At 36.6% G+C, this 13,027-nt stretch carries 10 protein-coding genes; all 10 read left to right on the top strand.

What is annotated here, in order from left to right:
* The first annotated feature begins 6 nt into the window (after window positions 1-6).
* The 10 genes from GJS41_RS03240 to GJS41_RS03195 all read left to right on the top strand — a co-directional run bounded on the left by GJS41_RS03240 (window position 7) and on the right by GJS41_RS03195 (window position 13,012).
* Window positions 7-966, top strand: coding sequence for a Wzz/FepE/Etk N-terminal domain-containing protein (locus GJS41_RS03240; RefSeq protein ID WP_154245888.1), 960 nt, complete (start codon window positions 7-9; stop codon window positions 964-966).
* Between the two features lie 28 nt (window positions 967-994).
* Complete coding sequence (locus tag GJS41_RS03235) at window positions 995-1,999, top strand: undecaprenyl-phosphate alpha-N-acetylglucosaminyl 1-phosphate transferase (protein ID WP_195758326.1); 1,005 nt, start codon at window positions 995-997, stop codon at window positions 1,997-1,999.
* A gap of 9 nt (window positions 2,000-2,008) precedes the next feature.
* On the top strand, window positions 2,009-3,130 hold the full coding sequence (gene wecB, locus GJS41_RS03230; protein ID WP_154245886.1) for a non-hydrolyzing UDP-N-acetylglucosamine 2-epimerase: 1,122 nt from the start codon (window positions 2,009-2,011) through the stop codon (window positions 3,128-3,130).
* A 10-nt stretch (window positions 3,131-3,140) separates the two neighbouring features.
* A complete protein-coding gene (wecC, locus tag GJS41_RS03225; RefSeq protein WP_154245885.1) occupies window positions 3,141-4,403 on the top strand; it encodes a UDP-N-acetyl-D-mannosamine dehydrogenase in 1,263 nt (420 codons plus the stop codon).
* A gap of 21 nt (window positions 4,404-4,424) precedes the next feature.
* Entirely contained in the window at window positions 4,425-6,188 is a 1,764-nt protein-coding gene (locus GJS41_RS11640) for a heparinase II/III family protein (protein WP_154245884.1), read from the top strand.
* A complete protein-coding gene (locus tag GJS41_RS03215) occupies window positions 6,175-7,458 on the top strand; it encodes an O-antigen polymerase (protein ID WP_154245883.1) in 1,284 nt (427 codons plus the stop codon). The genes GJS41_RS11640 and GJS41_RS03215 overlap by 14 nt, the downstream gene beginning before the upstream one ends.
* A 63-nt stretch (window positions 7,459-7,521) precedes the next feature.
* The gene (locus tag GJS41_RS03210; RefSeq protein ID WP_154245882.1) at window positions 7,522-8,658 is read left to right on the top strand and encodes a hypothetical protein; all 1,137 of its coding nucleotides are present in this window, start codon (window positions 7,522-7,524) and stop codon (window positions 8,656-8,658) included.
* Complete coding sequence (locus GJS41_RS03205) at window positions 8,655-9,758, top strand: glycosyltransferase (protein WP_154245881.1); 1,104 nt, start codon at window positions 8,655-8,657, stop codon at window positions 9,756-9,758. The genes GJS41_RS03210 and GJS41_RS03205 overlap by 4 nt, the downstream gene beginning before the upstream one ends.
* A gap of 9 nt (window positions 9,759-9,767) precedes the next feature.
* On the top strand, window positions 9,768-10,907 hold the full coding sequence (locus tag GJS41_RS03200) for a Gfo/Idh/MocA family protein (protein WP_154245880.1): 1,140 nt from the start codon (window positions 9,768-9,770) through the stop codon (window positions 10,905-10,907).
* Entirely contained in the window at window positions 10,907-13,012 is a 2,106-nt protein-coding gene (locus GJS41_RS03195) for a bi-domain-containing oxidoreductase (RefSeq protein WP_154245879.1), read from the top strand. Before GJS41_RS03200 ends, GJS41_RS03195 begins: the two co-directional genes overlap by 1 nt.
* The last annotated feature ends 15 nt before the right edge of the window (window positions 13,013-13,027 follow it).

The following is a 13,027-nucleotide window of genomic DNA, read 5'->3' as shown; positions in this document are numbered from 1 at the left end:
CTATCCATGAATAACGAATACAATAAACCTTTCAATCAAGCCCAGCAGTCTTATCAAGATGATGAAATTGATTTGAGAGAGCTATTTTCTATTATTTTGAAGGGTAAATGGATCGTCATTGCAATAACACTATTTTGTACAATGGCGTCTGTAGCATTGGCCTTATACTTACCCAATGAGTATAAAGCTTCAGCTGTAGTTCAACCTAATAACAGTAGTGGTAGCGGCGGGAAATTGGCTTCATTGGCTGGACAGTTTGGAGGTCTCGCTTCTTTAGCAGGGATCAACATTGGTGGAAATGAGTCAACTGATGCTGTTATTGCCATGGAAGTTATGAAAAGTTGGGGCTTTGTTGAAAATTTTATTAGCAAACATAACTTGGCAATTCCATTATTTGCAGCTACCAAATGGGAACAATCAACTAATGAATTAGTTTACGATCAAGGTCTATATAACGAAGCCGAACATAAGTGGGTCCGCAAAGCACCTAAAGGTAAAACTGTAGAGCCTACAAGCTGGGAGTTATATGAAGAGTTTAAAAAGCGCTTAAGTATAAGTAAAGATAAAGAGTCGGGATTGATCAATATCGCTATAACTCACTATTCTCCGATAATCGCAAAACAATGGACAGACTTAATAATTCAAGACCTTAACAACTTTATGAAAGTACGCGCACTTAATGATGCCAATCAAAGTATTGAATATTTGGAGAAACAAATCAGTCAAACATCAATTGCTGAAATTAGAACAGTCTTTAGTGAGCTGATTCAAGAGCAACATAAAACAAAAATGCTAGCACAAGTTTCAGACGAGTATATTTTTAAGACAGTAAGTAGTGCAAAAGTACCAGAAGAGAAGGTTAAGCCAAAAAGAGCATTAATAGTTGTACTAGGCTTTGTTTTGGGGCTTTTCTTATCAGTTTTGTTAGTATTAATGCTAAATTACTTTAAGGATAGCAAAAAGTAGAAGGATTGGATTTATGCATATAAGTTGGATGGTTGCTACAGTTGTATGTTTTTTTGCTGTTTTGGCATTAAGACCAATAGCTGTAAATTGGGGCTTGGTAGATACGCCAGATAATCGCAAAAAGCACACAGGCAATGTTCCTTTGGTTGGCGGGTTGGCAATTTACCTTGCAACAATGACATCTGTCAGTTTATATCTGGAAAGTAGCCAACATATTAATTTGATTTTAGTATCTGTATCCCTAATTGTCTTAATTGGTGCTTTAGATGATCGTTATGACTTAAGTGCAAAAATAAGACTCGTTGCTCAAATATTAATAGCTTCAATCTTGGTTTTTGGTACAGGAATACATATCGCTTCTCTCGGGGATTTGTTTGGCTCTGGAGTGATAATGACGGGCTCTTTATCTGGAGTTATCTCAATACTTGCAATTGTTGCAGGGATTAATGCATTTAATATGACCGATGGTATTGATGGTCTAGCAGGCACATTAGCGCTCATTAGTTTAATAGCCATAGGTCTCCTAATTAAAAGCCCTGACTTTATATTACTTACTGGAGCGATGTCTGCTGCAATAGTGGTTTTCTTGTTTTTTAATTTAAGTTTTTTTACCAACAAAAATAAAGTTTTTATGGGAGATGCTGGAAGTATGATGCTTGGGCTAACTGTTTCTTGGTTACTGATTGTGTTTAGTCAACCCGAGGGACAGTCTTTGATACCACCAGCGCATGCTTTATGGTTTATTGCCGTTCCTCTAATAGATATGTTGGCGGTTATGTTTAGGCGATTACGACGTGGCCAATCCCCTTTGGTTGCTGATCGAGAGCACTTGCACCATGTATTTATGGATATCGGTTTAAACTCAAGACAAGCTCTTATATTTATATCTATCATTAGTTTGGCTTTTTGTTTTATAGGTTACGTCATGACAGTTCAAGAGTTACCTGAGTATTTGAGCCTTATCATGATAAGTCTAACATTTTTTATCTATAACTACTTATTATCCCTCCGACACAGGTTTAAAAAGAAATAAATACTTCCTATGAAAGTCTTAACAGTCTTCGGCACGCGTCCCGAAGCTATTAAAATGGCGCCTTTAGTTCATGCTTTTGCTAATGATAAGCGGTTTAATGCAAAAGTATGTGTAACAGCACAACATCGAGAAATGTTGGATCAAGTTTTGGAGCTTTTTGAAATAACTCCAGATTATGACCTTGACCTTATGAAAGCAGGACAAACCCTACCGGAGGTCACATCTAGAATATTACTAGAGCTTACTCCGGTACTAAAAGAGTTTAAGCCAGATATAGTACTGGTACATGGTGATACAGCTACAACCTTTGCTGCCAGCTTGGCTTCTTATTATGAGCAAGTTGCGGTTGGTCACGTAGAGGCGGGCCTTAGAACCGGGAATATATATTCTCCTTGGCCAGAAGAGGCTAACCGTAAATTGACAGGTGCTATCACTCAATTTCATTTTGCTCCTACAGACACGAGTAAGAATAATTTAGTAAATGAAAACTATGATAATGAATCAATCATTGTTACAGGCAATACAGTAATTGATGCATTGTTCATGATAAAAGATAAGCTTGATAATGATACTGTGCTATCTTCAGAGCTGGCTGAGAAATTTCCTTTTTTAGATAAAAATAAAAAATTGATACTTGTTACGGGACACCGTAGAGAAAGTTTTGGTGGTGGTTTTGAACGAATCTGTGAAGCGTTGGTTGATGCTGCTAAAAAGCATGAGGATATTCAAATAGTTTATCCTGTACATCTTAACCCTAATGTTCAAGAGCCCGTAAACCGTATTTTAGAGGGCGTTGACAATATTAAATTAATTGAACCTCAGCAGTACTTGCCTTTCATTTATTTGATGAATCGTTCTTATATTATCTTAACAGACTCTGGCGGCATTCAGGAAGAAGCTCCTAGTCTAGGTAAACCAGTTCTAGTTATGAGGGATACCACAGAAAGGCCTGAGGCTGTCGAAGCCGGAACTGTAAAGCTTGTTGGAACAGATACGAGTCTTATAAGGGATGCACTGGATGCTTTGTTAACATCACAAGATGAATATAACAAAATGAGCTATGCACATAATCCGTACGGTGATGGCAAAGCTTGTGAAAGAATATTGAATGCGCTAGCAAATAAATTTTAAGGAATCTCTAATGTCATTTAACACTATTTCCGTAATCGGACTTGGCTATATAGGCTTACCAACAGCAGCTATGTTTGCTTCACGTAAAAAGCAAGTTGTTGGTGTTGATGTTAATCAGCATGCAGTTGATACAATTAATAGAGGTGAAATTCATATTGTTGAACCTCAGCTTGACATGATTGTTCATGTAGCAGTCACAGAAGGTTATCTAAAGGCTATAACTCAACCTGAGCCAGCTGATGCCTTTTTAATCGCCGTTCCAACGCCTTTTAAAGATTCTAACAGTGAAATTCCTGAGCCTGATTTAAGCTATATTCGATCAGCTGCTAATGCTATTGCCCCTGTATTGAAAAAAGGTGACCTAGTTATTCTAGAATCAACTTCGCCAGTGGGTGCAACAGAACAAATGGCAGAGTGGTTAGCTGTTGCTAGAGAGGACCTTTCTTTTCCCCAGCATAAAGGTGAGGATGCAGATATCAATGTTGCTCACTGTCCTGAGCGTGTCTTGCCTGGTCATGTTGTTCGCGAGTTAGTTGAAAATGATCGCGTAATAGGTGGAATGACGGCCCAGTGCTCCAGCAGAGCTATTGAGCTGTATAAAATTTTTGTTGAGGGTGAGTGTGTAACTACCAATGCGCGTACTGCTGAAATGGCAAAACTAACTGAAAATTCGTGTCGAGATGTGCAAATAGCTTTTGCAAATGAACTTTCTATTATTTGTGATAAATTAGATATTAATGTGTGGGAACTAATTTCTCTTGCTAACCGACACCCTAGGATAAATATCTTACAACCAGGTCCTGGAGTTGGGGGCCATTGCATTGCAGTAGACCCATGGTTTATCGTAAGCAAAACTCCATCAGAAGCACAAATTATTCATACCGCACGGAGAATTAACGATACAAAACCTGACTGGGTAATTAATAAAGTAAAGCTTGCTATTGCTGATTTTTTACTTAAAAACCCAAGCAAAAGTGCAGCTGATGTTATTATTGCTTGTTTTGGTCTCGCGTTTAAACCTGATATAGATGATCTTCGCGAAAGTCCTGCTATGTCAATTACACGTAAACTTTCAGAGTTACATGTTGGTAAAGTTATTGCGGTAGAGCCAAATATAGATAACTTAAATGTTAATGAGAAATTTGTGCTATCTAATATACAGGAATCAGAGCAAATAGCTGATATAGCTGTAATGTTGGTAGATCATAAAGAGTTTAAAGAAATTGACCGGCCTAACATAGATTTTATAATTGATACAAAAGGTATCTGGTAATAGTACAATCGGGATTAATGAGTGAATATCTCTAGGGTTAAGTATTTAGTGAAAAGGGTGACAGAGTCGCCCTTTGATTTTTTATTAAAGAAGATTAATGTCGAGCTTAACAAGAAAGTTTTATATCGTGCTGGAAGCGCTTTATTAAAAGCAAAACTAAATAAGGCTGAAATTTCGCTTCAAAGCAAACAAAGTTCTTCTATTAACCCAGTATTAAGTAATGAGCAATTGTCTTATTTACTGACAAGAGTTAATGCTTATAAAGATAAAGGTTATCCTTGTTTAGGATATGGTAATGTGGATATACAGTCAGATGAGACATTTCACTATGATTCTATTCATGACTATAAGTGGAATTCTAACGCCAATTCGTTTGATATCGACTTTGTTTTGTCGAACATAACTTGCGATGTAAAAGTTCCTTGGGAAAAAAGTCGTTTACAATGGTTGGTAGAAAAAGCTTTACTTTGCACAAATGGTGAGTGGGATATAAATGATGTTTATAGTCATTTAAAGCTATGGAGTGACCAAAATACATTTTTAAAAGGCGTTAACTGGATTAGTTCAATGGAGGTGGCTATTCGGTTAGTGAATCTCGCTTTTGTATACCTTTTAGTTAAAGCTAACGAACATCATGACTTGAATTCTTTATTAGAACAGTTAATTGCAAAACATGATGTTTATCTGGAGCTATATCCAGAAATTAGTGATATCCCTGGTAATCATTATTTGGCTACTGAAGTGGGTAAAATTGTTGTTAGTTATTTAAAACAGCAAAGTTATTCAGAGAAGGTTTTTAATGAATTGCTTATTCAACAATTTCCAAATGATGGAGTACAGTTAGAATATAGCACTGTGTATCATCGATTATGTGTTGACTTGGCTGTAATAGGATATTTATTTATCAGTTTTGACGATATGGAAAAAGAAGTTAGTGAACGGATAAATCGTTTAGTTAATTCTCTTTCTTTAATATCGAGTAAAAAGGGTTTACTACCAATTTTTGGTGATTCAGATAGTGGGCAAGTATTAAATTTTGGACAGTCTTCTCGTAGTTGTAACTTATATTTTGATTGGAGGTCAAAGGAAACCGCTCATACAATTTATTCCGCAGTGCTTGAGCAAATAGGGATGAGAGCTATACCAAAACTAACGGAAGAGCCAAGTCAGAAACCTTTCCAAGAGCTTTATCCTTTTCTAATAATGACAAAAGATTCCTATAAAGCCGTTATTAGATACGGAAAAGCTGGCTTGAAGGAGCGAGCCCCACATGATCATGATGATATGCTTTCTTTCTGGTTGTTTAAGGGCGGTGACGATATTGTTTTGGAGAGAGGTTGTGCGCCTTACACATCAGATATTAGGCTGAGAGAGGAATATTTAAGTTCATTATCACATAATGTGATAATGAACAATTCAGGAACACGAGCTGATTTTAAAAGCGGCTCAGTTTTCAGAACTGTAGAAATGGGAGAGTGTAGCTTACTAGAGCAAGAGCTTAGTAGTGTATCTTTACTTTATAAAGATAGAGATATTACTCATCAAAGACGCTTTTGTTTAACCGAGGCGGGTTTAACCATTCACGATAGTTGGAAGGCCGAAAAAGGTTTGTTATTTACACTATATCTAAGTCCATATGCCGAAAGTGATATTTTGAATTTAGATAATATTAAGAAAGAACAAAGCTGTTTGATAGAAGATTACGGCAATAAATCTGGTACTGAATTAAATAAGCTAATGTTAAATTTGAAAAACGAAGGCAGCCTGGATTTTGTTATCAAGTAACTTATTTTTGTTCTTGCTTGTTAGTGCAATTATACTAACGATTATAGTTCTTGCTATTCTGGTAATAATCAAAACGACAAATAAAGGCATTTTTCTTTATGACTCTTACTTTATTGGCATTGCTATATACACTATTGGCGCATTCCTTCTTTGCTCAATATCCATGCAAGATTCTGAGCTGCTTTTATTGGAAATTTCAATAATAAATTTTATTGCGGTCTTTTTTATTTGGGCTATAGCAAGAAACGTCTCAAATTCAGGGCTGAAAATTTTTAGTCTTTCTAGTTTAGAAAGTAAAAACAAAACCTTTGCAAATTTTTCCACTGTTTTCTTGTTGTTAATTAATTTGGCTTTTGTTTACTTAGTGTACACAAGGATTGTACAAGGACACTTTGCAGGAGCCTTTGCTCTTCTTGATATAAGAAAAACAATTTCTTCCGGTGAAGCTGGTTATTTTGCACCTGGTTTAATAAAGCAGATAAGAGATATTTATGCGCCAGCTTTTATTGTTTGGTTGACACTTTGCTTTAACAGTCCCAACAGGTATAAGTATGTATTTGTTGTGTTCGCTGTTATTTTATTCTCTATGGTAATGGGTGGGCAGAGAATGCCCATTTTAGTTTTGTTCATATCTACAGCATTAGGCTTTTATTTTAAGTATAAGTCAATCGGTAAAAGCATCTCTAGTAAATACATTGTTATCTTTTTTGTAGCGTTGCTATTTATTTTATTTGGCATAAATTTATTATTAGGGCGAACAAATGAAGATAGTGGCTTGTTGGAGTCATTTATTGATCTGATATTAAATATTACTACTCGTATATTCACGACGGTGCCTGGCGAAAATGTACACTTAATAGATTATTTGCAGAATATTGATCTAGACCCTTTTAGTTTGTGGTTATCCGATTTGTCCATTTTATTACCAGGAACACAGGAAGGTTTTTCAAATCAGTTCCACTCTTTACTAGGCGGCTCAAAACAGGGAAACGCTGTACTCGGAGCTCCTTTAGATATCTATGTAAATGCAGGCTACGGCGGTCTCGTAATTGTTCCAGCGTTGGCATTTATATTTTTAAGTTTTTTGCAAAGAATGATAATTTCTAAACCTAATCCTTTTTCAGTATCAATTTTTATAGTTGTGTTCTGTTATATGCCATTCAATTATTCTTTTTACTTATTTCTTTTGAATGGAGGGCTTTTGATTGTCTTTTATGCCTTATATAACCTTCTAATAATTAGGAAGCAGAATCATAAACATGAATGCTAAGCAAGTTAAACTAGAGCCGACTGAATATAACGTTTATTTAAGTATTAAAATAATAAGGTATCTATGAGTAGATTAAGTGCTTTTGTCGGGCAGGCCTGCTTGGCATTTTTACCTGTGTTGGTTATACAGCTACTTTCTTTAACAAACTTAAGTTTGGCCGCTTTATTATCCCAGTCATTTGCTATTGTCAGTGTGCTTTTTTCAGTTTCATACATGGCGCAAAGGCAATATGTAAATATTTATGGGCCAATAGGTAATGACATTAGAGGCGACATAAAATTTAGACTAAAAAATGTTGTTGTTGCATCAGCCCTCTCTTTAATGCTTTTGAAGTATTATGAAGTGGCTTTTTATGTTGCTTTTTTTTCCATCACTATCAAGCTAAGTGAGTCCTTGCTTGATTACTTGTATGGCTATTTTAATCATACTTATGGTTTTAAAAAAGGTGCTCGCAGTTTTTTTAAACTAAGTTTTGTACGGTTTATGCTGCTTTTAGCTTTAATGACTAGCCTTTATTATTTTGTGGGCCTTAATGAGTCATATGTATGGTATTTGATTGGCGTGTCCTCCATAATATTTCTTTTAGTAGTTACTTTTACTTTCTACTATAAATTTCCAAGAGTCACTGAAAAGAAACTTTTCAATGGTTATAAGAGTAGAATCAAGATCCTTTTCCCTTTCTCTATTTCAGCCAGTCTTTGTGCATTTTTAGTCGTTCTACCAAGGTGGTTAGTCGATGTGGGAAGTGAAAGCGATAATATATTTTTAGTTTCTTTTTCACTAGTGCCAGTGTTTGGTGTTTTATTCAATACTCTTTTTGCTTCATATATTGAGTTAGCAAGAGTAAACATTAGCGAGAGTTTCAAGAAGTTACTTTTAATAGTTGTATCCGTCAATATTCTTTTTTATTTTAGCGATATCTTGCTGTTGCCAATAATAACCGCGTTGTACAGTTATAGTTATGATTTAGCTGAGGTATATTTAAAATCAGTAAAAGTAGGTGTGTTCTTCTTCTCATCTATTTTATTTGCAAATTTCTATAAGTTTAATAAACCATACTTGGAAGGAGCCACGTATTTAGTGGGTATAATTACAATGTTTACTCTTAACTTTACGGGCTTTACAATTTATACATCTATAATGATTACATCGTTAGTAGTTTTTCTTCTTTCTATGTTGTCTCTTAAGGTAAAGCAATGAAAAAAATTTTGTTACTGAGAACTTCAAGTAAACCAATCCCCAGGGTTAAGCGAATGGCTTTAGTTGCCGAAGAGTTGGGTTTTGAGACACTATTCGTTGGCGCTTACCGCGATGAAGGGTTGGATGAAAAAGATGAATGGGATGGTCTGAAGGTAAAACGTGTAGGTAAATATTACCCGATGCTTAATGGCGCTGGCTTATTCACTTATCTAAAAGGCGTGATTCGCTATAATATAGGGGCCTATAAAACGTTAAAAAAAGAGAGGCCCGAAGTTATACACTTTTCTGATGTGGAGTCTTTTTTCGCGGTATTCGTTTATGGTCTATTTAATAAAATATCGACCCTGTATAATATCCATGATAACTTTGGACAGAGATATCCGTTACCATCTTTTTTTAATAAAATACTTAACTTCTTTGAAGGGTTGATTGTAAAATATGCTACCTCAACTTTAGTCCCAGAGCAGTTTAGAGCAGATGCTTTACCCGCGTTTTGCCGAAGTAAGATAACGGTTATTAAAAACACACCTGTAGACCCAGGTCAGCAGAAGCATAGCGGCTTAAACTGTTCCAAGATAAAGGTTGTATTTGCAGGTTGGCTGGATGAAGGAAGGGGGATCGGTACATTATTAGATATAGCTAATAACAATGATAATTATGAAGTTCATATAGCAGGTGAAGGTAGTCCAGATATAATGGCAAAAATAGCCGAGCATAAAAATTGTATATATCACGGTTTTTTAAATCACTATCAGGTTTTAGATTTAACAGCGCAGTGCGATTTTGTTTTTGCCCATTACAGCCCTCATCGGATTATTAATATTTTTGCAGCACCTAACAAATTGGCCGAATCCCTTGCTGTTGGACGTCCAGTTATTATCAATAGCGAAGCTAAGGTTTCGCAACCTGTTGAGTCTGTTGGGTGCGGTGTGGTTACAGCTTACGGTGATGCTGAAGCTATCGTTGAAACTATTTCAACTATCTGTTCTGAGCCGAGTAGTTATTTAGATATGTGTCAAAAAGCACGGACACTATTTGAAGATAGCTATAGTTGGGAAAAAGTTAAAGCAGAAACAATACAAGTATTTAAGAATCTATAAGGTATCGAGATGGACTACACAAAAGAACCATTACTTTTTAAACTGAAAAAAGTTACTAGGTACGTATCAATGTATGGTTTAGAGAGAACTTTCAAGAAGGTTCGCTCACAGTACCATATGAAGGCAAGCCCATCATTTGATGGTGAAAGGTGGATAAATGAAAAGGGTAGCAAAGACGGAGATGTCGCCATAATAGGTTGTGGTAATTTTGCATTTTCTACAATTGCTCATTATGTAAGCAAAAAAACTGAAGGCAAGATTAAATATACGCTGGATACCGATAAGGCTAAAGCTTTATCTCTAGCAAAAGAGTACGGTGCTTATTGCGCCACAGCTAGATACGATGAAGTTCTTAATGACTCTGGTATCAAAGTGGTTTACATAGCATCAAACCACTCTACTCATGCTGAATACGCTATTCAGGCAATAGAAAAAGGGAAGGATGTACATATAGAAAAACCTCATATTGTTAATTATGAGCAACTAGTTCGGCTGGAAAAAGCAATGTTAGCCCACCCAGAGAGCCGCGTTTTCATGGGTTTTAATAGGCCGAAAAGTAAGCTGTTTGAAAAGCTTTTACATGAAATAAAGCTGCAGCCAGGCAATATAATGATGAACTGGTTTATAGCTGGTCACGAGATCGACGATAATCATTGGTACTTTTCTGAAGCTGAAGGCGGAAGAGTCATGGGCAATTTGTGTCATTGGTCAGATTTATGTATTCACTTGGTTGGTTTAGAAAATGCTTTCCCGTGTACTATTAGTCCGGCAATTGCTAATGAAGCTAAATCTAACTTTGCGATATCAATAACTTTTGCCGATGGCTCTCAGGCAGCTTTAACTTTTTCTGCAAAGGGACATACTTTTGAAGGTGTTAGAGAGTACCTCAATGTGCATAAAGGGGACTTACTTGCATCGTTACGTGACTTTGAAAATCTAAGTTTGGATATTGTAGACAAAAAGCAATATCGAAAATTATTCCACCGTGACCACGGTCATAGCGCAAATATTACACATTCATATAATGCACATAAAAATGATACTTCAGGTGAATCACTTGAGTACATCCGAGGAACAGGACTTCTGGTGTTAAAAATTAAAGAAGCTCTTGATACTAATTCAATTGTTCACTGTGAGAATAGACTCTAATGCGGCAAATATTCCAAGATCTCAAAACGGGTGAGATGCAACTTAATGAAATCCCGTACCCAAAAGTACAATCAGGGCATGTCAATATCAAGACTAACAAAACTTTAGTATCTATTGGCACAGAGCGAATGCTAGTAGATTTCGGTAAGGCTGGTTGGATTGAGAAAGCTCGTTCACAGCCTGATAAAGTAAAAATGGTTTTAGAAAAAGCTAAAACTGACGGACTTTCGGCTACTTATGACGCTGTTAAATCAAAATTAGATCAACCACTACCTTTAGGCTATTGTAACGTTGGGATTGTACTTGATGGAAGTGATACAGGCTTTGAGAATGGAACTCGTGTTGTTTCTAATGGTAATCATGCTGAGGTGGTCCGTGTCCCGCAAAACTTAGTGGCTATTGTACCTGATAATGTTGATGATGAATCAGCTTCATTTACAGTTTTAGGCTCAATTGCTATGCAGGGTATACGCTTAATTAACCCGACTATAGGGGAAACCGTTGTTGTTACGGGGCTAGGCTTAATCGGACTATTAGCAGTACAAATTTTAAAAGCCAATGGTTGTAGAGTTTTAGGTATAGACTTTGATTCCGCAAAGTGTGAGTTAGCTAAGCAGTTTGGTGCAGAAGTCGTTGATTTATCTAAAGGTGAAGATCCTTTGGTAGCTGCAGATGCCTTTTCAAGAGGTAGAGGTGTTGATGCGGTTTTGATCACTGCCAGCTCGAAAAGTAACGATATTATGCATCAAGCCGCAACAATGAGCCGTAAGCGCGGCAGAATAGTGCTTGTGGGAGTTGTTGGTCTTGAACTAAGTCGTGCAGATTTTTATGAAAAAGAACTAACTTTCCAAGTATCTTGTTCCTATGGGCCTGGTCGCTATGATGAAGAGTATGAAGATAAAGGGAAAGACTACCCATTTGCCTTTGTTCGTTGGACGGAACAGCGTAATTTTGAGGCTATTCTTGATTTAATGTCATCAGGTACGATTGATGTTCAACCTTTAATTAGTCACCGTTTTGCTATAGATGATGCTAAAGCAGCGTATGAAAAATTAGATGACCGCTCCTCATTAGGTATCGTGCTTGACTATACTGAATCGGATGGTGACTTAACTGAAGACACTGTTCAACTTATCAAGGCTGCTAATTTTGAAGGCTCAAAAGGGAATGTAGCTTTTATTGGCGGTGGTAATTATGCCTCTCGTGTATTAATTCCAGCATTTAAACAAGCCGGTGCAAACTTGACAAGCCTAGTCACTAGCGGAGGGGTTAGTGCTGTTCATCATGGAAAGAAAAATGGTTTCGCAAATGCTTCTACTGATATTGATAAGGCGCTAGATGGCAATACTGATACAGTAGTTATTGCCACTCAGCATAATCTGCACGCGCCTCAAGCTATAGCAGCTTTAGAAAAGGATAAGCATGTATTTGTAGAAAAACCTTTGGCGCTGACTCATGATGAAATTAATGCTATTGAAGCTGCTCAAGAGCGCTCTCAGACTATGATGATGGTTGGATATAACCGGAGATTTTCACCACAAGTTCAGCAGATGAAGTCATTACTTGATACAAAAGCTTGTCCCAAGACATTTATTATGACAATGAATGCCGGGGATATACCTAAAGAACATTGGACCCAAGATCCGGTGGTTGGTGGTGGTCGAATAATAGGGGAGGCATGTCACTATATTGATTTAATGAGATTTTTAGCTGGCTCTAAGATTAAATCTTTTCAAGCAATAAAAATGGGGGAGAATGACTTTATCGATATCACAGAAGATAAAGCGATTATCACCCTATCTTTTGAGGACGGCTCAGTTGGCTCAATACACTACTTTGCTAACGGCGGTAAAAGTTTCCCTAAAGAACGAGTTGAAGTGTTTTGTGATCATGCTGCTTTACAGCTTGATAACTTTAGAAAGCTCACTGGATTTGGCTGGAATGGTTTTACAAAAATGAACCTTTGGTCGCAAGATAAAGGTCAATCTAATTGTACTAAAGCATTTATGGATGCTGTTAAAAACGGTGGGCAAAGCCCTATACCACAAGAAGAAATTTTTGAGGTGGCTAGGGCTTCGGTCGATATAGCAGAATTACTGAGATAATAAAGGGAATAGGGA

The organism is Kangiella sp. HZ709, from assembly GCF_009674675.1.
GTDB lineage: Bacteria > Pseudomonadota > Gammaproteobacteria > Enterobacterales > Kangiellaceae > Kangiella.
The sequence above is the reverse complement of the archived record's forward strand: the minus strand, read 5'-3'. Positions and strand labels throughout refer to the sequence as shown.